Genomic DNA, 22433 nt, shown 5'->3' with positions numbered 1-22433 from the left:
ATAGCGCTGTCCCACCTACCTGAAGGAGTTCAATTGATGGCCTGGACCAAACCTGCCTACACCGACCTGCGTATTGGCTTTGAAGTCACCATGTACTTCGCAAGCCGCTAATCTCTGCTTTGGCAGATGTGCAGCACAACGCCTCGGTTATCCGAGGCGTTTTATTTTCAGCGTTGAAATGATGGAGCGTCCATGTTTGTCCAGATTCTAGGTTCCGCCGCCGGCGGCGGCTTCCCCCAGTGGAACTGCAACTGCGTGAACTGCGCAGGCTTTCGCGACGGCAGCCTGCGGGCCAAGGCGCGGACGCAGTCGTCCATCGCGATTTCCGATGACGGCGTGAACTGGGTGCTGTGCAACACCTCCCCGGACATCCGCGCCCAACTCCAGGGTTTCGCCCCGATGCAGCCGGGCCGCGCCCTGCGTGATACCGGCATCGGCGCGATCATCCTGATGGACAGCCAGATCGACCACACCACCGGCCTGCTTATGCTGCGTGAGGGTTGCCCGCATCAGGTCTGGTGCACCGACATGGTTCACGAAGACCTGAGCAGCGGATTTCCGCTGTTCAACATGCTGACACACTGGAACGGCGGGCTGAACTGGAACCGCATCGAACTCGATCAAAGCTTCACCATTCCCGCCTGCCCGAACCTGCGCTTCACCCCGTTGCCGCTGCGCAGTGCCGCACCGCCCTACTCGCCGCACCGCTTCGACCCGCATCCGGGCGACAACATCGGCCTGATCGTCGAGGACCTCAACACTGGCGGCAAACTGTTCTACGCACCGGGTCTGGGCAAGGTGGACGCCGCGCTGCTGGAGATCATGGCCGGCAGCGATTGTTTGCTGGTCGACGGCACGCTGTGGGATGACGATGAAATGCAGCGTCGTGGCGTAGGCACCCGCACCGGTCGGGAGATGGGCCACCTGGCGCAAAACGGCCCCGGCGGCATGCTCGAAGTGCTGGAGCAACTGCCCACCCAGCGCAAGGTGCTTATCCACATCAACAACACCAATCCGATTCTCGATGAAGATTCGCCCGAGCGCGCGGAGCTGGATCGGCGCCAGGTTGAAGTGGCGTATGACGGCATGAGTATTGTGCTGTAGCTGAGGGCCCCTTCGCTGGCAAGCCAGCTCCCACAATGTTCTGTGGCGCACATAAAACCTGTGGGAGCTGGCTTGCCAGCGATGATGTCCGACCAGACACCAAAGATTTCAACGGTTGTTCCCCCGGAGAACCCCGATGACCGACACCCCGATGTCCCCCGCCGAATTCGAAGCGGCCCTGCGCGCCAAGGGCGCCTACTACCACATCCATCACCCCTACCACGTGGCGATGTACGAAGGTCGGGCGACCCGCGAGCAGATCCAGGGCTGGGTCGCCAACCGTTTCTACTATCAGGTGAACATTCCCCTGAAAGACGCGGCCATTCTGGCGAATTGCCCTGACCGCGAGATCCGCCGCGAGTGGATTCAGCGCCTGCTCGACCACGACGGCGCGCCCGGTGAGGACGGCGGCATCGAAGCCTGGCTGCGACTGGGCCAGGCCGTCGGCCTCGACCCGGACCAGTTGCGTTCCCAGGAGCTGGTACTGCCCGGCGTGCGCTTCGCCGTGGACGCCTACGTCAACTTCGCCCGCCGCGCCAGCTGGCAGGAGGCAGCCAGCAGCTCGCTGACCGAACTGTTCGCCCCGCAAATCCACCAATCGCGCCTGGACAGCTGGCCGCAGCATTACCCATGGATCGACCCGGCCGGATACGAGTATTTCCGCACACGCCTGGGTCAGGCACGGCGTGATGTCGAGCACGGTCTGGCAATCACGCTGCAGCACTACACCACCAGTGAAGGCCAGGAGCGCATGCTGGAAATTCTCCAGTTCAAACTGGACATTCTTTGGAGCATGCTCGATGCCATGAGCATGGCCTACGAACTGAAACGCCCGCCGTATCACAGCGTGACCGGAGAACGGGTCTGGCACAAAGGAATCACCTTATGAGTTTCGATCGCAGCAAGACCCCGACCTGGCGTCCCGGCTACCGTTTCCAGTACGAACCGGCGCAGAAAGGCCACGTGCTGCTGTACCCGGAAGGCATGATCAAGCTCAACGAAAGTGCCGCACTGATCGGTGGCTTGATTGACGGTGAACGGGATGTCGCGGCGATCATCGCCGAACTCGACCAACAGTTCCCCGGGGTACCCGAACTCGGTGACGACATCGAGCAATTCATGGAGGTAGCCCGTGCGCAGCACTGGATCGAACTTGCCTGATTCATCAGTGCAAGTGCCGCCCAAACCTGAAGTCGGCCTGCCGCTGTGGCTGCTCGCCGAGCTGACCTATCGCTGCCCGCTGCAATGCCCTTACTGCTCCAATCCGCTGGATTTCGCCGAACAGGGCAAAGAGCTCAGCACCGAACAGTGGATCAAGGTATTCCGTGAAGCGCGGGAAATGGGCGCCGCGCAACTGGGCTTTTCCGGTGGTGAGCCGCTGGTGCGCCAGGATCTCGCCGAGCTGATTACCGAAGCCCGCCAATTGGGTTACTACACCAACCTGATCACCTCCGGCATCGGCCTCACCGAGCAGAAAATCAGCGATTTCAAGAAGGCCGGCCTCGATCACATCCAGATCAGTTTCCAGGCCAGCGACGAGCAGGTGAACAATCTGCTGGCCGGCTCGAAAAAGGCCTTTGCACAAAAACTGGAAATGGCCCGGGCGGTGAAGGCCCATGGTTATCCGATGGTGCTGAACTTCGTCACCCATCGGCACAACATCGACCAGATCGACCGCATCATCGAGCTGTGCATCGCACTGGAAGCGGACTTCGTCGAGCTCGCCACGTGCCAGTTCTACGGTTGGGCGCAACTCAATCGCGTCGGGCTATTGCCGACCCGGGAGCAACTGGTGCGCGCCGAACGCATCACCAATGAATACCGCGCCAAACTGGAAGCCGAAGGGCATCCGTGCAAGCTGATTTTCGTCACCCCGGACTATTACGAAGAACGCCCGAAAGCCTGCATGAACGGCTGGGGCAGTATTTTTCTGACAGTCACGCCGGACGGAACCGCCCTGCCCTGTCACGGCGCCCGACAGCTGCCGGTGCAGTTTCCCAACGTACGCGACCACAGCATGCAGCACATCTGGTACGACTCGTTCGGCTTCAATCGCTTTCGCGGCTACGACTGGATGCCCGAGCCGTGCCGCTCCTGTGACGAGAAAGAAAAAGACTTCGGCGGCTGCCGCTGCCAGGCGTTCATGCTCACCGGTGATGCCAGCAACGCCGACCCGGTGTGCAGCAAGTCGCCACAACACGGCGTGATCCTCAAGGCTCGCGAAGAAGCCGAACACGCGACCCAGACCATCGACCAACTGGCCTTTCGCAATGAACGAAACTCACGCCTCATCGCCAAAAGCTGAACCGTTCAGCGCGGCCAAAGCCGTGGCTGCCGGTATCGATTTTGCCGAACTGCAGGTCGGGCCAAACGGCCTGTTCTGGAACGAGTACCGCCCCGAAGACGCGGCGTGCCGGATCTGGCATTGGCGTGAAGGCACAGCGAAATGCCTGACGCCGCCGGGGTTCAGCGTGCGCAGTCGGGTGTACGAATATGGCGGTGGAGCCTTTTGTCTGACGGGCGACGGCATCGTTTTCGTTAACGAAGCCGACCAGCAGTTGTATCGGCAATCACTGCAAGACGAAGCACCCGAAAAACTGACGTCCGGTGCGTGCCGCTTTGGCGACCTGCAGTTCGCCAACGGGCAGCTGCTGGCGGTCGAGGAGCATCGCGACCAACACCGACTGGTGGCGATCGATCTGGTGGATGGCGCACGCCACCTGCTGGCCGAAGGTACTGATTTCTACGCGGCACCGACGCTGAGCCCCGATGCCCGGCGCCTGGCCTGGATCGAATGGAGTCGCCCGGATCAGCCATGGACAGCGACCCGCTTGATGGTTGCCGAACGCCTCGCCCATGGCGGGTTTGCCGAGGCGCGTTGTGTGGCGGGCGACGGTGCTCAAGAGTCTGTGCAACAGCCACGGTTTGATGCCGATGGTCGCTTGTACTGCCTGACGGATCGAGGTGGTTACTGGCAGCCATGGGTGGAATCCGGGAAAGGCCTGAGCCCATTGCCAAGTACCAACGCCGACCATGGCCCGGCACCCTGGCAACTCGGCGGCAGTACCTGGTTGCCGCTGGGCAACGACAGTTATCTGGCCAGTTGGACCGAAGGCGGGTTTGGCCGTTTAGGCATAGGCGGCAACTCCTGCGCCGACTTCACCGGCGACTACAGCCGCTTCCGCCATCTCGCGATGGATGGGCAGTTCATTTATTGCATTGCAGCGTCGCCCGTCAGTTCGACCGCCGTCATCGCCATAGACCGTCAGAGCCGGCAAGTGAAGGTGCTGGCTGGCGGCATCGCACCACTTCCTCCCGAACGGATCAGCCGCCCGCAGACCTTGCGCTACCCCAGTGGCTCAGGCGAAGCCCACGGTTTCTTCTACCCGGCAATGACCGGCGCGGCGAAACCGCCACTGGTGGTGTTCATCCATGGCGGCCCGACGTCGGCCTGCTACCCGATGCTCGATCCGCGCATCCAGTTCTGGACACAGCGGGGCTTCGCCGTGGCCGACCTCAACTATCGCGGCAGCAGCGGTTATGGCCGGGCCTATCGTCAGGCGCTTCATTTGAGCTGGGGTGATGTGGATGTCGAAGACGCTTGCGCGGTGGTCAGTTACCTCAACGAACGCAGCCTGATCGCCGGCGACAAGGCCTTCATTCGCGGCGGCAGCGCCGGTGGCTACACAACGCTTTGCGCCCTGGCGTTTCACAATGTGTTCTGTGCCGGAGCCAGTCTGTATGGCGTCAGTGACCCGGTAGCGCTGGGGCGCGCGACCCATAAATTCGAAAGCGACTATCTGGACTGGTTGATCGGCGATCCTCTGCTGGACGCCGAACGCTACGCCGCCCGCACTCCGCTGCTGCATGCCAGCAACATCCGCGTGCCGATGATCTTCTTTCAGGGAGAACTGGATGCCGTGGTCGTCCCGCAACAGACCCGCGACATGGTCGCGGCGCTGCGGGACAACGGCATTGCGGTCGAAGCGCATTACTACGCGGAAGAACGCCATGGCTTTCGCAAGGCCGGCAATCAAGCCCATGCGCTGGAGCAGGAGTGGTTGTTTTATCGGCGGGTGATGGATTCAGTGGACTGAAGGCGTGCTCATTGCCGAAACCGTGGCGCCCCTTCGCGGGCAAGCCCGCTCCCACAGGATTTGTGCACGCCACAGAACCTGTGGGAGCGGGCTTGCCCGCGAAAGCGGTCGACCTGCCGCCGCGAAATTCAGCGCTTGGCGATGATGTACACCGCATGCACGATCCCCGGAATGTAACCGCACAACGTCAGCAGAATGTTCAGCCAGAACGCTCCGCCGAATCCTACTTGCAAAAAAACACCAAGCGGCGGCAACAGGATGGCGATGATGATGCGAATAAAGTCCATGGGGGCAGCTCCTGATTGGGGTGGCCTCGTTCGAGCCCTACAGCTAATCGACCTGTGCCGTTTGTCAGGGTTCAGCCCGATTCCTCAGGCCAGTATTTCCAGACCGTGTTTCTGCACGATACTCAGCAACTTCAACGCCATGCCACTGGGGTGCTTATCCCCTGCTTCCCATTGCTTGACCGTGGAAGCGCTGGTGTTCAGGTAGCGCGCAAACACCGGTTGGCTGACATTGTTGCGTTCGCGCAATGCCTTGATCTCCTCAGCGGGAATCGCATTCGGCACCGTTGCAAGACAAGACTCATCGAATTCACGCATGGTCGCCTTGCTGATTGCACCGATGGCGTACAAGGCACTGGCAGACTCATGTATCGACTCAAACGCTTCACTTTTGAATTTCTTACTCATCAGGTATCTCCACAAACTCCTTCGTATCCAGCAAATACTGGACTTGCCTCTCTGTCAGGCTTTCGTAGGTCTTTGCCATTCTCCGAAATCCGATCAGTTCGGCCTGATTGATATTGCTCTGATCTTTCTTCGCATACAGGAACTGATAGATCCAATAAGCACCTCCCTTGGCCAGGATAATCGAGCGATGACGGTTGGCATTCAAACGCTTCTTCCAGACCCCGTCACCCAGATTGTCAGCCTGGCCATTGAGCATTTCGGTGAATGCCTCCCGGAGTTCGTCATCACCGATCCAGGCCTTGGCGGCCTGCATCGCAAAACGTTTGGTCTTGAACAGCCTCGGAGACATAGGTATCCCTTCCGCAAAAACATACCACTCAGTGGTATGGAATTCAAAGCCAACGCCAAAACAAAGTTCAATCGCTGGCACCGGCACTCCCTGCCGATGCACGCTAGAAAGCCATTGATGAGCTAACCGCTCAAGCCGAAATTGCCTTTGGCAAAAACCAGCCACAAAAAAACGCCCCACACCAAAAATGTCAGGCGTGGGGCGTGCGTATTACCGCGAGACGGTTCGGGAATGTGTGCAGGGCGCGTCTGATCAGACGGCAATCCCTTTGCGGCACTGCAATTGCGCGGTGCGTACTCGGGAGAAGGCGCGCGCCAGGCGCAGGAGCATTTCATCGATGTTGGCGTTGCTGACATTCAGCGCAGGGGTAAAGCGCAGGCAGTCGGGTTGCGGGGCGTTGAGCAACAGGCCTTCGTAGAGCGCGGCCTTGACTACCGCGTCAGCGGAATCGTCCGACAGCGTCAGCCCCCACAGCAGCCCTTGTCCGCGCAACTCGCCGTGATCATATCGATGGGCCAAACGCCCCAAGCCTTCACGCAGGTGCTGACCGGTTTCTGCGACGTGCTTGAGGAAAGCCTTGTCCTGCACCGTATCGAGCACCGAAAGTCCCGCCGCGGTCATCAGTGCATTGCCATGATGGGTACCGGTCATCTCGCCGGGTTCGAAGCAGCAGGCCTTGCCCCGCGCCAGCAGCGCGGCCAATGGCACGCCGCCGCCCAGGCCCTTGCCGAGCACGACGATATCCGCCGTTACCCCGCAGGACTGTTCCGCGAGCAAGGTGCCACAACGGCCGATGCCGGTTTGCACTTCGTCGAAGATCAGCAAAATGCCGAGTTCACGGCACAGGCGTTCGACGCCCTTGAGGTAATGCGCAGTGGCCGGGATCACACCGGCTTCGCTCTGGATCGGTTCGAGCATGATCGCAACGGTCCGTTCATCCACGGCCGCATGCAATGCCGGAAGGTCATTGAACGGGACATGGCTGAAGCCCGGCAGTTGCGGCTCGAATCGGTTGGCTAATGTCGAACTGTCCGACGCCGACATCGTCGCCAGGCTACGGCCATGGTTACCGTTGTTGGCCACAATGATTCGCGACGCACCGCCGCGATGCTGTTGACCCCATTTGCGCGCCAGTTTTATCGCCGCCTCACAGGCTTCGCTGCCGGTATTGAGCAGGTAGGCCTGATCACTGCCCGTGCTGGCACACAGATGCTCGGCAAGTCTGAGCATGCCGCGGTTATGCAGGCCGAAACCCGGATTGATCAGCGCTTGAGCCTGGGCAGCGATGGCGTTGACCAGTACCGAAGGACTGTGGCCAAGGCTATTGGCCCCGCCGCCCTGGGAAAAATCCAGGTACGCACGGTCATCGCTGTCCCACAACCATGAACCCTGGCCACGCACAAACACCTGTTTCGGCCGCTCGACACCGGGCATCAAGTACTCGCTGGAAAGACTGTTGTCTTTGGAAGGCAGGGAGGCGTCCATGACCAGATCATCAAGACTGGGAGGACTCCGGCGCAAACTGAACAGATTCATGCGAAAAAACCTCTTTTGAGGTTTTTTGCCTTACCTATGTAAACACCATCGAAGCAAAGGGTATTCATCGCGCTCTGTGGCCCTGTAAGCCCTGTGAATGCGGTTAGACTAGGCTCAGGCAAGGCATTCAGCCATTTCGATTTCCCAGCATTTTCGATAAGTAATACTTATGGATTTCAAGCAACTGCGTTATTTCGTCGCGGTCTATGAAGAAGGCCATGTGGGCCGGGCCGCCGAGCGCCTGTCGATCTCCCAGCCGGCGCTGTCCCAGCAAATCCGCCACCTCGAGCAAAACCTCGATGTGAGCCTGTTCGAACGTAACAGCAAACGCCTGTTGCCGACCCTCGCGGCCCACACGCTGTACAACCACGCCCTGCCTTTGCTCGATGGCCTGCAACGGGCACGCGAAGCGCTCGGCAACTTCAAGGGGCAGGCGCTGCGCACCCTGGCCATCGGTGTATTGCAGACGGTGCATACCAGCCTCGTTCCACAGATGCTCGAACGCGTGCGCAAGGCGCAGCCGCATCTTGTCGTGCAGATCTACGAACTGACCGGACTGGAAATCGAGCGGCGACTGCTCAACGGTTCTCTGGATATCGGTATCGGCTATCTGCCGCCCCGCCAGCCTGGTCTGCATGGCGTGATGCTGTACGAAGATGAACTGACCCTGGTCATCCCGGCAGAGCACCCGCTGCGTGAATTCAAGAAAGTGTCCATGAGCCAGGCCGCCGAGCTGCCGATGTTGCTGCTGGGCGAGGAGTTTCAAATCCGGCAGATCTGGCAAACCCAACTGGCGAACCTCGGACGTCGCCCACAGGTGCAAGCCGAACTGAACAACATGGCCGGCATCCTCGACAGCCTGCCGCACACACGCCTGGCGACGGTGCTGCCCGGACGCTCGCAAAAGACCCATGGCAACCACGAATTGCTGTGGAAACCCCTGAGCGAACCACGAGTACCCCTGAAAGTCGGGTTGGTGTGTCGGGATGTGCAACGGCAGCAGGCCTCGCTGGCCTTGCTGCGGACATTGCTGGAAGAAGTAATCAATGGCCCCGCTGAACGCTTGAACAGCGCGCAGGCTCTGGACGGGCTGAGCTAGGAAACTTTTCTTCGGGCAAAAGAAAACCCCGCCGAAGCGGGGCTTTGCAGACTGTTTCCCTGACATCCATTTCACTCCGCCATCCTGGCAGAATCCTACGTGTCCCTGTTGTTGCTTTGCGCTTCCTGCGCTACGTCCATGAGAAGTAGATTAGCTGTGGATCCAATTTGCATCTATGGGAGAACAGCAGCACGTTATGTAAGAGAATGCTTACAAACCATTACGTCATCAGAATTGTCCTGCATCCAGCAGGAACAACGATTCGCTACCGGCCTTGACCGACGCACTCAACGAGTGAATCCGCGGCAACAGACGGGCGAAATAGAACCGTGCGGTGCCCAGTTTGCTGGCGTAGAAATCGTCTTGCGCCTCCTTGCCCAAAGCGGCCTTGGCCATCAGGGCCCACATGTAGGCATACGCCACGTAGCCGAAAACCTGCAGATACTCGACCGATGCCGCGCCGATTTCGTTCGGATTGCTCTTCGCCCGATCCAGCAACCACGCGGTCAGTTCGTCGAGGGTGGTGACGGCGTCGTTGAGCGGCTTGGTGAACTCCGCCAGGTCAGCGCTGGCCGTTGCGGTGAAGTGACGAATCTCGTCGGCGAACAGGTTGTAGAACGCCCCACCGCTGCCGACGATCTTGCGCCCCACCAGGTCCAGCGCCTGAATGCCGTTGGTGCCTTCATAGATCTGGGTGATGCGCACGTCACGCACCAGTTGCTCCTGGCCCCACTCACGGATGTAACCGTGGCCGCCGAACACCTGCTGGCCGTGAACGGTGGTTTCCAGACCGAGATCGGTCAGGAACGCCTTCGCCACCGGGGTCAGCAAGGCCACCAGGTCTTCCGCACGCTTGCGGGTGGCGGCATCTTCGCTGAACTTGGCGGTGTCCAGTTGCATGGCCACGTAAGTAGAGAACGCACGGCCACCCTCGTTCGAGGCTTTCATGGTCAGCAGCATGCGACGCACGTCCGGGTGGACGATGATCGGGTCAGCCACTTTGTCCTTGTTCTGCGCGCCCGTCGGCGAACGGCTTTGCAGACGGTCACGGGCGTATTCCACGGCGTTCTGGTACGAGCGCTCGCCCGTGGCCAGGCCCTGGATACCGACACCCAGGCGCTCGTAGTTCATCATGGTGAACATCGCCGCCAGGCCTTTGTTCGGTTCGCCGACCAGGTAACCCACGGCCTCATCGAAGTTCATCACGCAGGTCGCGGACGCCTGGATGCCCATCTTGTGTTCGATCGACCCGCAGTTCGCCGGGTTGCGCGCGCCCAGGCTGCCATCGGCATTGACCATGAACTTCGGCACCAGGAACAGCGAAATGCCTTTCGGCCCCGCCGGTGCATCCGGCAACTTGGCCAGCACCAGGTGGATGATGTTTTCGGTGAGGTCGTGTTCGCCACCGGTGATGAAGATCTTGGTGCCGCTGACCTTGTAGGAACCGTCGGCCTGAGGCTCGGCCTTGGTGCGAATGATCCCCAGGTCAGTACCGGCGTGTGGCTCGGTCAGGCACATGGAACCGGCCCAGATGCCAGCGTACATGTTCGGCAGGTACGCGGCTTTCAGCTCTTCGCTGGCGTGGGCGTTGATCGACAGGCAGGCACCGGCGGTCAGCATCGGATACAGGCCGAACGACAGGCTGGCGGAGTTGACCATTTCTTCGACCTGGGCCGAAACGGCTTTGGGCATGCCCATGCCGCCGTAGGTCGGATCACCACCGACACCGACCCAACCGCCTTCCGCGTAGGTCTGATAGGCCTGCGGGAAGCCCGCCGGCGTGGTGACGGCACCGTCTGCCCAGTGGCAACCTTCCTCGTCCGCGGCACGGCTCAGCGGTGCAATGCTTTTGCTGGTGACTTTGCCGGCTTCTTCCAGGATGGCTTCGACCGTTTCCGCATCGACGGTCTCGGCCAGCGCAGGCAGTTCGGCCCAGAGTTTGGCGACCTCGAAAACTTCATTGAGGACGAAGCGCATATCGCGCAGGGGCGCTTTGTAGTCAGCCATGGCAAACCTCGCAAGATCTATACAGGTGATTCACAGGAAGAGTGGTTTCGTTGGGTCGGAGTGTACCCCAACAACTTTTAAGACACATAGGGTCAGCTCATGACTGTTTTGTTATTTTTGGTCATCAACAAAAAAGCCCGCACAAGGCGAGCTTCTTTGTAACGGAATTACATGACTAAAGCGCAAACATCTCGGCCGGCAGTTGCATCAGACATTCGCTCCCCGCTTCGATGGCCGCCCGATGAGCGGTGGTGCGTGGCAACAGACGCTTGAAGTAAAACTCGCTGGTCGCCAGCTTGCCCCTGCAGAAGCCGGCATCACCGCTGCCAGCCTCGAGCTGCGCCTGAGCCACCAGCGCCATGCGCAACCACAGGTAGCCAAGGATGATGTAACCGCTGTACATCAGGTAATCCACCGATGCGGCACCGACTTCGTCCGGGTTTTTCATCGCCGCCATGCCGACCCTGGTGGTCAACTCACCCCACTGTTGGTTCAGTTGATTGAGCTGCGCCACATACCCGGCCAGTTGTGGATGTTCGGCGTTCGCCGCGCAGAACTTGTGGACGATTTTGGTGAACCCGCGCAACAGCTTGCCCTGGCTGCCGAGTACCTTGCGCCCGAGCAAGTCCAGCGCCTGAATGCCGTTGGTGCCCTCATAGATCGGTGCGATCCGGCAGTCGCGTACCAGTTGCTCCATACCCCATTCACGAATGAACCCGTGGCCGCCAAACACTTGCATGCCATGGTTGGTCACTTCCAGGCCGGTGTCGGTCATGAAGGCTTTGCATATTGGCGTGAGGAACGCCAGCAGGTCTTCGGCATCCTGGCGCGCCGTTTCGTCCGGGCTCAGGTGTGCAATGTCCAGTAACTGTGCGGTGAAGTAGGTCAGCGCGCGGTTGCCTTCGTTGAAGGCTTTCATCGTCAGTAACATCCGCCGCACATCAGGGTGCACGATGATGGGGTCGGCGGCTTTTTCCGGTGCTTTCGGACCAGTCAGCGAGCGCATCTGCAATCGGTCGTTGGCGTATTTGATCGCGCCCTGAAAGCTCGCCTCGCCCAGACACAGACCTTGCATGCCCGTGCCCAACCGCGCGTGGTTCATCATGGTGAACATGCAGTTGAGGCCCTTGTTTGGCTCGCCGATCAAAAACCCCTTGGCCTCGTCGAAGTTCAGCACGCAGGTGGCCGAGGCCTTGATGCCCATCTTGTGTTCGATCGAGCCGCAGGACACATCGTTGCGCTCACCCGCTTCGCCCATCGCGTCGGGCAGGAACTTGGGCACGATAAACAGCGAAATACCCTTGGTCCCGGCCGGTGCGTCCGGCAATTTGGCGAGCACCAGGTGAATGATGTTGGCGCTCATGTCGTGCTCGCCCGCAGAGATGAAGATCTTGCTGCCGGAGATCGCATAGCTGCCATCGGCCGCTGGCACCGCACGGGTCTTGATGATGCCCAGGTCGGTGCCGCAATGGGCTTCTGTCAGACACATGGTGCCGGTCCATTGGCCAGCGGTGAGTTTCTTCAAATAGGTCTGCTTCTGCGCCTCGGTGCCGTGGGCGTGGATCGCCGACATCGCGCCGTGGGTCAGGCCGGGGTACATGCCCCACGAGGTGTTGCTGGAACCCACCATCTCGCTGATGACCAGGCCCAGAGAGATCGGCAGCCCTTGGCCGCCGTAGACCGGGTCCGCCGCCAGGCCATGCCAGCCGCCCTCGACATATTGGGCGAAGGCCTGCTTGAAGCCCGTGGGCGTAGTGACCACGCCGTTGTCGAAATGACAGCCTTCTTCATCTCCGCTGCGGTTGAGCGGGGACAGCACGTTTTCGCAGAACTTCGCGCCTTCTTCGAGGATCGCATTGACCATGTCCGGGCTGGCATCGGTGGCCCCCAGCGCGGCGTAGCTACTGTGAAAATCGAAGACGTGGTCGATCAGAAAGCGCATGTCGCGCAAGGGAGCTTTGTACTCGGGCATGGTCATTCTCCGTCGGCAGTTTTTTCCAACCTACTGCCGCCGACACTACGCCACAATCAATGTCCAGTCGCTGAATGCGCGATCATCACTCAACCGTAGCGGCGTCCATGCGTACGGCGCCGCGGCGGTTCTGCCCGAACGCCATCACGCAGTTACGCCCGGCGCCCTTGGCGCTGTAGAGCGCCTGGTCAGCGGATTTGAGCACCTCTTCCGGGGTGCGCTGATCGATCCGTTCGGCAACGCCGATACTGACCGTCACCGACACACTCGATGCGCCGGAACCGGCACGCCGCTGACGCCCCTGATTGTCGTCCTGCGGGCGGTTTTCCTGATTGCGCAGCTGAATGTTGTAAGTGGCGATGGACTCGCGGATGACTTCCAGGTGCGGCATGCACTCTTCGAGGGTCTTGCCTGCAAACACCAGGGCAAATTCCTCACCGCCATAGCGATACGCCTTACCGCCACCGCCGATTTTCGACAGCTTGCTGGCCACCAGCCGCAGTACCTGGTCACCGACATCGTGACCGTGGGTATCGTTGAACTTCTTGAAGTGGTCGACGTCGCTCATGGCCAACACGTAGTTGCGCCCCAGCCGTTGCATGCGCTCATTCAGCGCACGGCGGCCCGGGAGCCCGGTCAGTTCGTCGCGGAAGGCCATTTGATAGGCTTCGTGGGCGACGGCGGCGGCGATCATCAGCATCACCTGGCTGCACATGATGTTCAGCGTGAACGGCAAGATGAAGGTCTTCGGCAGCATCCAGAACAACCCGAGCAATCCCACCAGTTGCGCGGCATGCAGCGGTCGCGGGTTGCGCCAGTATTGCCAGGTCAGCAGCACAAACACGGCAATGAACACCGGATAGGACAACTGGATCAGACTCATCCAGGCACCATGCAGCGCGGGCCAACGAATCTCCGACAACCAGATCAGCAACGCGTGTGGATAACTTTGCTCAAGCCCCAGCGCCACGCTGCCGACCGCCAGCAAGACTGCAAATCGCGCCACCATGTCCTGGAACAGATGGGTGCGTTCCTGCCACGCCGCGAACACCCCATACAACAATGGCAGCAGCAGGCAACACAAGTGAAAGACCACGGCGGCATCGTCTCGCACCTTGCCGTTGTCGCGGTAATAGTCGGTCTGGGTGTCGAGCAGGAAGTAGGCGATGTACACCGTGACCATCAGAAACAGTTCACGCTGGCGTCGGTACACTGCGCAATAGGCGCCACCGAGCAACAACACCAGGGTGGGCAGCACGTTGAACAGCGAGGTGAAAAAGACGTTCAGATCCTTGATGTACGCAGCCGCAAGCCCCGCCAGCAACAGCAGTAATGACGGCAGGAAATGACTGAAACGTACAGCAGATGAGCGCGGCAAGGGTAAAGCTCCGACCCGTCAGATCAATAGATGGCAATGTGCCAACTACTGTAACGGCAGAATGCCCGAGTTGCTGAGTGAATTACTGAGGTATTTTTCAGAGGGCGTTACAAACATTCATTCCACGGGCAACCCTTAAAGCAAAAAAAGCCGCTGATCCCGAAGGAGCAGCGGCTTTTTCAAGTACTTCGTTGAGGCTTAGTAGCCCAGGTCGAAGTTCTCTTCTTTCATGTCCATCAGGTTGTTGGCGCCCGACAGCATGGTTGCGACGTGAGTGCGGGTACGCGGCAGGATGCGCTGGAAGTAGAAGCGCGCAGTCTGCAGCTTGGCGGTGTAGAACGCCTCTTCGGACGTGCCGGCAGCCAGTTTCTCGGCAGCCAGACGCGCCATGTCAGCCCAGAAGTAGGCCAGGCAGGCGTAACCGGAGTACATCAGGTAGTCCACGGAGGCCGCGCCGACTTCTTCGCGATCTTTCATGGCGGCCATACCGACCTTCATGGTCAGCTCGCCCCATTCCTTGTTCAGTGCAGCCAGCGGCGCGACGAACTCTTGAACCGCTTCGTTGCCTTCGTTGGTCTGGCAGAACTTGTGGACGATCTTGGTGAAGCCTTTCAGAGCCTCGCCCTGGGTCATCAACACTTTGCGGCCCAGCAGGTCGAGTGCCTGGATACCGGTGGTGCCTTCGTACAGCATCGAGATGCGGCTGTCGCGAACGTTCTGCTCCATGCCCCACTCGGCGATGAAGCCGTGGCCGCCGTAGATCTGCACACCGTGGTTGGCTGCTTCAAAACCGACTTCGGTCATGAAGGCCTTGGCGATTGGCGTCATGAACGCCAGCAATGCGTCGGCTTTCTTCTTCTCTTCTTCGTCCACGCCGTATTTGACGATATCGACCTGCTTGGCGGTGAAGTAAACCATCGCGCGGTTGCCTTCGGCGAACGCCTTCATGGTCAACAGCATGCGACGCACATCAGGGTGCACGATGATCGGGTCAGCGGCTTTGTCCGGCGCTTTCGGGCCAGTCAGCGAACGCATTTGCAGACGGTCGCGAGCGTATTTCAGGCCGCCCTGGAAACCGACTTCAGCGTGGGCCAGGCCTTGCAGCGCGGTACCCAGGCGAGCGGTGTTCATGAAGGTGAACATGCAGTTCAGGCCTTTGTTCGCCGGGCCGATCAGGAAACCGGTGGCGCCGTCGAAGTTCATCACGCAGGTAGCGTTGCCGTGGATGCCCATCTTGTGTTCCAGGGAACCGCAAGACACGGCGTTACGCGTGCCAACCGAGCCATCGGCGTTCGGCAGGAACTTCGGCACGATGAACAGGGAGATGCCTTTGGTGCCAGCCGGTGCATCCGGCAGGCGGGCCAGTACGATGTGGACGATGTTGTCGGCCATGTCGTGTTCACCGGCCGAGATGAAGATCTTGGTGCCGGAGACTTTGTAGGAACCGTCGGCCTGAGGCTCGGCCTTGGTGCGCAGCATGCCCAGGTCGGTGCCGCAGTGCGGCTCGGTCAGGCACATGGTGCCGGTCCATTCGCCGGAAACCAGCTTGGTCAGGTAAGCCTCTTGCTGCTCAGGGGTGCCGTGCTCGGAGATGGTGTTCATCGCACCGTGCGACAGGCCCGGGTACATGCCCCACGACCAGTTGGACTCGCCGACCATTTCACTGATGGCCAGGCCCAGGGATTCCGGCAGGCCTTGGCCGCCGTGCTCGACGTCGTGAGCCAGGCTCGGCCAGCCGCCTTCAACGAATTGCTTGTAGGCTTCCTTGAAGCCAGTCGGCGTCTTAACGCCGGACTCGCTCCAGGTGCAGCCTTCGAGGTCGCCCACACGGTTCAGCGGAGCCAGTACCTGCTCACAAAACTTGGCGCCTTCCTCAAGAATGGCGTCAACCATGTCCGGCGTTGCGTCGGCACAAGCCGGAAGGCTCTGATAGTGCGCTTCGTAGCCGAGCAGTTCGTCACGAACGAAGCGAATATCACGCAAGGGGGCCTTGTAGTCAGGCATAGCGATAAACCTCTGCTGATGTAACCGGGAATGAACGACCGCATGGATTTGTTGTTGCGATCAAACAGTTGTTTGAAACATACGTTTACGCCGAAATCTTGTCAAGCGTCGATCTTTTGCCGTTCGTCATCGCAGGTTTGGACACACAGGCACACGGCAACGCAGCCGCGCTTTCAAAGCAGCCCGCCACACTGAAAAGATTAGTTGAGCAAGAAAGACTTACGCAGAAAAACGCCGCGAACAGGCGCGGCGTCGAGGGTGCGGTATCAGCGAAGAATCAAGCGTAGGTATCGATCAACGTTCCGAGCACTTCATCGGAGGCCTTGGCGATTTTTACGCCCAACTCCGCCTGAATCTTGCCTTGGGCCATTTCGACCACGTTGCTGGCCAGATCCGATTGCTGGCTACGATCAACCGATCGCAGACGATCGACCTGCGCCTCGGAGGACTGGCTGGTGACCGAACGCTCGAGGGTGGTGTTGGCGATCTGCCCGGCGGCTTGATCGACTCGGTTCTGCCCTGTCTGAAGGGTGCTCAGACCGGCATAAAAAGCGGTGCTTCCTGAGATTTCCATGGGAGAACTCGTCCTTTCAAAGGATCAACAATGACCATTGAAGCAGAGTGGCTGGCAAAACACCCGTCAAAAACACCAATGGCACAGTGCCTTGTCATAGGCAAAGCCCGCATTGCCAAACCTCAGTCCAACAGGTCCAGTTGCAAGTGCTCGGCCACGGACTCTGCCGTCACGGCCTTGAGTTTTGGCACACGCCCCAGGCACGGCGCGGGGAGGCGCTCGGCCAGGGTGGCGAGGTTTTCTTCCAGCCGCGAGGTCTTCGGGTCGATGATGTTGGCCACCCATCCCGCCAGTTGCAAGCCATCCCGGGCGATCGCTTCGGCGGTCAACAAGGCATGGCTGATACACCCCAGGCGCACGCCGACCACCAGGATCACCGGGAGCCTCAATGCAATGGCGAGGTCCGACAGATTGTCCTGATCCGCCAAGGGTACGCGCCAGCCACCAGCGCCTTCGATCAGGGTGAAGTCCGCCTGCAGCCCCAGAATCTGCCGCATCGGCGCCAGCAACGACTGCACCGTCAACGCCACGCCCGCCTCCCGTGCCGCCAGATGGGGAGCAATGGCCGGTTCGAAGGCCATCGGATTGACCTGTGCGTAGGTCAGCGGCAGCGAACACTCCGCCAGCAAGGCCAGCGCATCGGCGTTGCGCAAGCCTTTGGGCGTCACATCGCACCCGGAAGCGACCGGCTTGCCCGCCGCCGTGCTCAGCCCCGCCGAACGCGCCGCATGCAGCAGCCCCGCAGCGACCGTGGTTTTACCGACATCCGTATCCGTGCCGGTGATGAAATAGGCTGCGCTCATAAGGGTTTCTCCAAAATGGCGTACACCACTTGATAAGTCGCCGGCAGGCCTCGGGCCTGACGAAACTGCTCATAAGCCTCGATCAAACCCAGAATCCGCGCCCGGCCGGTCAAGCCACCCGGTCGACCGGGATTAAGATTGTGCGCACCCAGTGCCTTGAGCTCATGGGTCAGGCTGCGCACATCCGGGTAATGCAGCACATGCGCCTGGTTTTGCAGACTGACGACCCGCAAACCACTGGCAGCGCACAAATGTTGATACACGCCAAACTCCCGGAAGCGATTGACGTGCACCATGCCATCGACTTGTCGCCAGCTGTCGCGCAATTCAAACAACGTCCCTGTACAAAGACTAGCAAACGCAAAAATGCCACCTGGCTTCAGCACTCGATAAGCCTCACTGAGCACCGAGTCGAAGTCCGCACACCATTGCACCGCCAGGCTGGAGAAGATCAGGTCGCAGGTCGAGTCCTGCAGTGGCAAACGCTCGGCATCGCCGGCCACGAAATGCGTGGCACCGCCCAACGGTCGGGCGTGGTTGAGCATGCCTTCGGCGATGTCCAGCGCCACACCGTGACTGCCCGCAAACCGCTCACCCAAGGCACGACTGAAATGCCCGGTGCCGCAGCCCAGGTCCAGCCAGCGCTGCGGTACAAAGTCCTGCGCCAAGCGCCCGAGCAATTGGCTGCCCACATCACGCTGCAACTCGGCCACGCTGTCGTAGCTTTGCGCCGCGCGGGAGAAAGATGCAGCGACCTGGCGTTTGTCGGGCAAGCCGCCGGGCAGGTTGGGAAGAGATAAATCAGTCATCGCCGGACTCATGCAAAAAGGCCTGGATCGCCCCCGCCACACCGTGGGGATCTTCCAGAAGAAACGCGTGGCCGGCCTGCTCAATCAGACCGATTTCTATATCCGGCAGCAACGCCAGTAAATCGCCCGCCGCCTCCGCCGGCACCAACCCGTCGAGGCCGGCGAACAGATGCAGTTGCGGACCGCGGAACGATTGCAGTGCCTGTCGCGTATCCAGTTGCGCAAGCACTTGCAGACCGCTCAGCAGCACTGGCGCGGCCGTGCTCGGTGCGCCGGCGAGCAACAGCCGCGACAATCCGCGCGGGTCTTCGGCGCCTTGGGCACAGAGCAGTGAAAAGCGTTTCAAGGTCGCGCGCGGATCGGCTGCACATCCCGCCAGAAACGCATCGAAGGTTTCCCCGGACATGGCGGCCGACCAGTGTTCATGCGCGACAAAAGACGCGTTGCTGGCCAGCGTGAACACGCCGCAGCAGCGATCGCCACGCCGGGCCGCCAGTTCGCAGGCGAGCATGCCACCCAATGACCAGCCGCCCAGCCAGGCGTCTTGCGGCAACGTCGCATCAAGCTCATCGAGCCACTCTTGAAGATCGCTCGACTCCAGGTCGGGCAACGGCTCGATCTCGACGCGCAAGTGCTCGTCCAGGCCGCGCAAAGCCGCCGCCAAAGGCTCCAGCGGTGAAACGCCGAGGCCCCAGCCGGGCAGCAGAATCAAACGATCACGCATGGCTTGGCTCCGGCTGCAGTTGTTGAAAACAATCGGCCAGTCCGTTTAACAATAGCTGCACCTGGGCCTCGCTGTGGGCTGCCGTCAGCGTGACCCGCAGTCGGGCGCTGCCAGCGGGTACGGTCGGCGGGCGAATCGCGGTCACCATCAACCCGCGCTCGCGCAGCATTTGCGATAGACGCACCGCGCGCCCGGCATCACCGACCATGATCGGCTGGATCGGTGTGAAGCTGTCCATGAGTTCCAGGCCGATCTGCTCGGCACCCTGGCGGAACTGGCGGATCAGCGTCTGCAAATGCTCGCGGCGCCAGTGTTCGCTGCGCAGCAGTTCCAGGCTTTTCAACGTGGCGCAGGCCAGCGCCGGTGGCTGGCTGGTGGTGTAGATGTAAGGCCGGGCGAACTGGATCAGACTTTCGATCAGCTCTTCGCTGCCGGCCACAAAGGCGCCCGCCGTACCGAAGGCTTTGCCGAGGGTGCCGACCAGCACCGGAACCTCTTCCTGGCTCAAGCCAAAATGCTCGACGATGCCGCCACCATTGGCGCCCAGCGGTCCAAAGCCATGGGCATCGTCGACCATCAACCAGGCGCCTTTGGCCTTGGCCTCTCGGGCCAGTGCCGGCAAGTCGGCGATATCGCCGTCCATGCTGAACACGCCGTCGGTGACCACCAGGGTATTGCCGGTGGCTTTTTCCAGACGTTTGGCCAGGCTCACCGGGTCGTTGTGCAAGTAGCGATTGAACCGCGCGCCGGACAACAGCCCCGCGTCGAGCAGCGACGCATGATTGAGCCGGTCTTCGAGTACCGTATCACCCTGCCCCACCAGCGCCGTGACCGCACCGAGGTTGGCCATGTAACCGGTGGTGAACAGCAGCGCGCGCGGGCGACCGGTCAGGTCGGCCAAGGCTTCTTCCAGGGCATGGTGCGGGGCACTATGGCCGATGACCAGATGTGAAGCGCCGCCGCCCACCCCCCACTTCGAAGCGCCGGCACGCCAGGCTTCGATCACTTGTGGATGATTGGCCAACCCCAGGTAGTCATTGTTACAGAACGCCAGCAACGGCTGGCCATCAACCACCACTTGCGGCCCCTGCGGACTTTCGAGCAGCGGACGCTGGCGGTAGAGATTTTCGGCACGACGGGCAGCAAGGCGTGCGGCGAGATCGAAAGACATGCAGGCCTCGAAGTTCAGATCACAGAAATCAAAATGAATGCGATCCCTGTGGGAGCGAGCTTGCTCGCGATGGCGGCGTCACATTCAACATTGATGTCGACGGACCTGACGCTATCGCGAGCAAGCTCGCTCCCACAGGGGTTTTGCATTCATTCAGTGGACGCAGTGGTTGCTCAAACCGCCGCGTTATAGAACTGCTCGCTGCTCTTCTGCTCCACCAGCGCCTGCTCGATCGCCGCCTGATGCACTTCATCGGCGTGCTCTTCGCGGGCTTCCGGCAGAATCCCCAGGCGCCCGAACAGTTGCATGTCCTTGTCGGCCTGCGGGTTGGCGGTGGTCAGCAGTTTCTCGCCGTAGAAAATCGAGTTCGCACCGGCGAAGAACGCCAGAGCCTGCATCTGTTCGTTCATGGCTTCGCGGCCGGCGGACAGGCGCACGTGGGATTGCGGCATCAGGATGCGCGCGACCGCGAGCATGCGGATGAAATCGAACGGGTCGACGTCGTCGGCATTTTCCAGCGGCGTACCGGCGACTTTCACCAGCATGTTGATCGGCACCGACTCCGGATGCTCCGGCAGGTTGGCCAGCTGGATCAGCAGGTTGGCGCGGTCGTCCAGCGACTCGCCCATGCCGAGGATGCCGCCGGAGCAGATCTTCATTCCCGACTCACGTACGTAGGCCAGGGTTTGCAGGCGCTCGCTGTAGGTGCGGGTGGTGATGATGCTGCCGTAGAACTCCGGCGATGTATCGAGGTTGTGGTTGTAGTAGTCGAGGCCGGCCTTGGCCAGCGCCTCGGTCTGCTCCTGATCCAGGCGGCCGAGGGTCATGCAGGTTTCCAGGCCCAGGGCTTTCACGCCTTCAACCATCTTCAGTACATACGGCATGTCCTTGGCCGACGGGTGCTTCCACGCCGCGCCCATGCAGAAGCGGGTCGAGCCGATGGCCTTGGCGCGCGCGGCCTCTTCGAGGACCTTCTGCACTTCCATCAGTTTTTCTTTTTCCAGGCCGGTGTTGTAGTGACCGGACTGCGGACAATATTTGCAATCTTCCGGGCAGGCGCCGGTCTTGATCGACAACAGGGTCGACACCTGGACGCGGTTGGCGTCGAAATGCGCACGGTGCACCGTCTGCGCCTGGAACAGCAAGTCATTGAATGGCTGAACGAAGAGTGCTTTGACTTCGGCCAAAGTCCAGTCATGACGCAGGGTTGCAGTGGTGCTGGCGCTCATGGGCGTTTCCTTTGAATTATGCTTTGGCATGCGGCTGGGTCATGGAATGTCACAGCCGCCTCACAGATGTTTCGGCATATTTAAGGAAGAGTGATGCGCTGTCAACCACAGAACAAAGGACTGGTTTACATCTGGTCAAAAAACAATCAATCATGCCTTTTGTGCGATGAACCCACCGACGGCATCGCCCCGGTCTGCACGGCCTGCGAAACCGAGTTGCCCTGGCTTGGCACTCACTGCCGAACCTGCGCCCTGCCGCTGCCGGCCGCGGGCCTGACCTGCGGCCATTGCCTGAAGCAGCCACCGGCCTTCGAACAGGTGATTGCCCCCTGGACCTACAGCTTTCCGGTTGACAGTCTGATCACCCGTTTCAAACACAACGCAAAGTGGCCGTTTGGCCGCTTGCTCGCCGAACTTCTCGTTCAATACCTGCAACATCGCTTCGAAGACGATCTGCAGCGACCCGATGCGCTGATTCCGGTACCGCTGGCCACCCGGCGCCTGCGCCAGCGCGGGTTCAACCAGGCGGCGATGCTTGCCCACTGGTTGAGTGACGCTCTGGACATTCCGTGCGACGAACGGTTGCTGTTGCGAACTCAGGACACCGATGCCCAACAGGCCTTGAATGCCCAAGCGCGCCGCAAGAATTTGCGCAACGCTTTTAGCCTGATACCCGGAGCCGCCGTCAAAGGCCGGCACCTGGCCCTGATCGACGACGTCCTCACCACCGGTGCCACGGCCCAGGCCCTGGCCTGGTTGTTGATCGACGCCGGTGCAGCGCGGGTCGACGTCTATTGCCTGGCCCGCACGCCCAAGCCCGGCGAGACACCCTGACTTGACTCGCGCGTACCAAGCCGCCAACGTCCCCCCATCGCCACCACCCAA

Annotated in this window: 22 protein-coding genes; 8 read left to right on the top strand and 14 right to left on the bottom strand. The window is 60.6% G+C overall.

What is annotated here, in order from left to right; all coding sequences use genetic code 11:
• Nucleotides 1–36 precede the first annotated feature (36 nt).
• From pqqA to KW841_RS03050, 6 genes are all read left to right on the top strand, one after another.
• Nucleotides 37–111 carry a pyrroloquinoline quinone precursor peptide PqqA gene (gene pqqA, locus KW841_RS03075; protein WP_003444522.1) on the top strand — a complete coding sequence of 25 codons (75 nt, stop codon included), beginning with the start codon at nt 37–39 and terminating at the stop codon, nt 109–111.
• A gap of 81 nt (nt 112–192) precedes the next feature.
• Complete coding sequence (pqqB, locus tag KW841_RS03070; protein WP_104450014.1) at nt 193–1104, top strand: pyrroloquinoline quinone biosynthesis protein PqqB; 912 nt, start codon at nt 193–195, stop codon at nt 1102–1104.
• A gap of 136 nt (nt 1105–1240) precedes the next feature.
• Complete coding sequence (pqqC, locus tag KW841_RS03065) at nt 1241–1993, top strand: pyrroloquinoline-quinone synthase PqqC (RefSeq protein WP_218473436.1); 753 nt, start codon at nt 1241–1243, stop codon at nt 1991–1993.
• Complete coding sequence (gene pqqD / locus KW841_RS03060) at nt 1990–2265, top strand: pyrroloquinoline quinone biosynthesis peptide chaperone PqqD (RefSeq protein WP_008051583.1); 276 nt, start codon at nt 1990–1992, stop codon at nt 2263–2265. The genes pqqC and pqqD overlap by 4 nt, the downstream gene beginning before the upstream one ends.
• Nucleotides 2237–3409: a pyrroloquinoline quinone biosynthesis protein PqqE gene (pqqE, locus tag KW841_RS03055; protein ID WP_218473434.1), complete on the top strand. Its 1173-nt coding sequence runs from the start codon at nt 2237–2239 to the stop codon at nt 3407–3409. The genes pqqD and pqqE overlap by 29 nt, the downstream gene beginning before the upstream one ends.
• Nucleotides 3375–5201 (top strand): S9 family peptidase, encoded by a 1827-nt coding sequence (locus KW841_RS03050; protein WP_218473432.1) that lies wholly within the window; start codon nt 3375–3377, stop codon nt 5199–5201. Before pqqE ends, KW841_RS03050 begins: the two co-directional genes overlap by 35 nt.
• Nucleotides 5202–5329: 128 nt before the next feature.
• On the opposite strand, the gene KW841_RS03045 is transcribed toward KW841_RS03050, so the two are convergent.
• From KW841_RS03045 to KW841_RS03030, 4 genes are all read right to left on the bottom strand, one after another.
• A complete protein-coding gene (locus KW841_RS03045; RefSeq protein WP_003228885.1) occupies nt 5330–5488 on the bottom strand; it encodes a YqaE/Pmp3 family membrane protein in 159 nt (52 codons plus the stop codon).
• Nucleotides 5489–5572: 84 nt separating this feature from the next.
• A complete protein-coding gene (locus KW841_RS03040; RefSeq protein ID WP_218473429.1) occupies nt 5573–5893 on the bottom strand; it encodes a DNA-binding transcriptional regulator in 321 nt (106 codons plus the stop codon).
• The gene (locus KW841_RS03035) at nt 5886–6242 is read right to left on the bottom strand and encodes a type II toxin-antitoxin system RelE/ParE family toxin (RefSeq protein ID WP_218473506.1); all 357 of its coding nucleotides are present in this window, start codon (nt 6240–6242) and stop codon (nt 5886–5888) included. Before KW841_RS03035 ends, KW841_RS03040 begins: the two co-directional genes overlap by 8 nt.
• A 252-nt stretch (nt 6243–6494) precedes the next feature.
• Entirely contained in the window at nt 6495–7778 is a 1284-nt protein-coding gene (locus KW841_RS03030) for an aspartate aminotransferase family protein (RefSeq protein WP_218473427.1), read from the bottom strand.
• A gap of 169 nt (nt 7779–7947) precedes the next feature.
• On the opposite strand from KW841_RS03030, the gene KW841_RS03025 reads away from it, so the two are divergent.
• Nucleotides 7948–8877 (top strand): LysR family transcriptional regulator, encoded by a 930-nt coding sequence (locus KW841_RS03025; RefSeq protein ID WP_218473426.1) that lies wholly within the window; start codon nt 7948–7950, stop codon nt 8875–8877.
• Nucleotides 8878–9105: 228 nt separating this feature from the next.
• On the opposite strand, the gene KW841_RS03020 is transcribed toward KW841_RS03025, so the two are convergent.
• From KW841_RS03020 to bioB, 10 genes are all read right to left on the bottom strand, one after another.
• A complete protein-coding gene (locus KW841_RS03020) occupies nt 9106–10884 on the bottom strand; it encodes an acyl-CoA dehydrogenase C-terminal domain-containing protein (RefSeq protein WP_218473425.1) in 1779 nt (592 codons plus the stop codon).
• A gap of 175 nt (nt 10885–11059) precedes the next feature.
• Nucleotides 11060–12856 (bottom strand): acyl-CoA dehydrogenase C-terminal domain-containing protein, encoded by a 1797-nt coding sequence (locus KW841_RS03015; protein WP_218473424.1) that lies wholly within the window; start codon nt 12854–12856, stop codon nt 11060–11062.
• 85 nt (nt 12857–12941) lie between these two features.
• Nucleotides 12942–14234 (bottom strand): GGDEF domain-containing protein, encoded by a 1293-nt coding sequence (locus KW841_RS03010; RefSeq protein ID WP_218473423.1) that lies wholly within the window; start codon nt 14232–14234, stop codon nt 12942–12944.
• Between the two features lie 198 nt (nt 14235–14432).
• The gene (locus tag KW841_RS03005; protein ID WP_007980335.1) at nt 14433–16238 is read right to left on the bottom strand and encodes a phenylacyl-CoA dehydrogenase; all 1806 of its coding nucleotides are present in this window, start codon (nt 16236–16238) and stop codon (nt 14433–14435) included.
• A 277-nt stretch (nt 16239–16515) separates the two neighbouring features.
• On the bottom strand, nt 16516–16812 hold the full coding sequence (locus KW841_RS03000) for a pyrroloquinoline quinone biosynthesis protein PqqE (RefSeq protein WP_218473422.1): 297 nt from the start codon (nt 16810–16812) through the stop codon (nt 16516–16518).
• Between the two features lie 122 nt (nt 16813–16934).
• On the bottom strand, nt 16935–17615 hold the full coding sequence (bioD, locus tag KW841_RS02995; RefSeq protein ID WP_218473421.1) for a dethiobiotin synthase: 681 nt from the start codon (nt 17613–17615) through the stop codon (nt 16935–16937).
• Nucleotides 17612–18424 (bottom strand): malonyl-ACP O-methyltransferase BioC, encoded by an 813-nt coding sequence (gene bioC, locus KW841_RS02990; RefSeq protein ID WP_218473420.1) that lies wholly within the window; start codon nt 18422–18424, stop codon nt 17612–17614. Before bioC ends, bioD begins: the two co-directional genes overlap by 4 nt.
• Entirely contained in the window at nt 18417–19148 is a 732-nt protein-coding gene (locus KW841_RS02985; RefSeq protein ID WP_218473419.1) for an alpha/beta fold hydrolase, read from the bottom strand. The genes bioC and KW841_RS02985 overlap by 8 nt, the downstream gene beginning before the upstream one ends.
• The gene (bioF, locus tag KW841_RS02980; RefSeq protein ID WP_218473418.1) at nt 19141–20319 is read right to left on the bottom strand and encodes an 8-amino-7-oxononanoate synthase; all 1179 of its coding nucleotides are present in this window, start codon (nt 20317–20319) and stop codon (nt 19141–19143) included. The genes KW841_RS02985 and bioF overlap by 8 nt, the downstream gene beginning before the upstream one ends.
• 173 nt (nt 20320–20492) lie before the next feature.
• Nucleotides 20493–21548 (bottom strand): biotin synthase BioB, encoded by a 1056-nt coding sequence (gene bioB, locus KW841_RS02975; RefSeq protein ID WP_217836544.1) that lies wholly within the window; start codon nt 21546–21548, stop codon nt 20493–20495.
• Nucleotides 21549–21641: 93 nt separating this feature from the next.
• Between bioB and KW841_RS02970 the strand changes: the two genes are divergently transcribed.
• A complete protein-coding gene (locus KW841_RS02970) occupies nt 21642–22382 on the top strand; it encodes a ComF family protein (RefSeq protein WP_218473417.1) in 741 nt (246 codons plus the stop codon).
• The last annotated feature ends 51 nt before the right edge of the window (nt 22383–22433 follow it).

Source organism: Pseudomonas sp. PDM28, assembly GCF_019219115.1.
GTDB lineage: Bacteria > Pseudomonadota > Gammaproteobacteria > Pseudomonadales > Pseudomonadaceae > Aquipseudomonas > Aquipseudomonas laurylsulfatiphila.
This window is presented reverse-complemented; position numbering and strand designations above follow the sequence as displayed.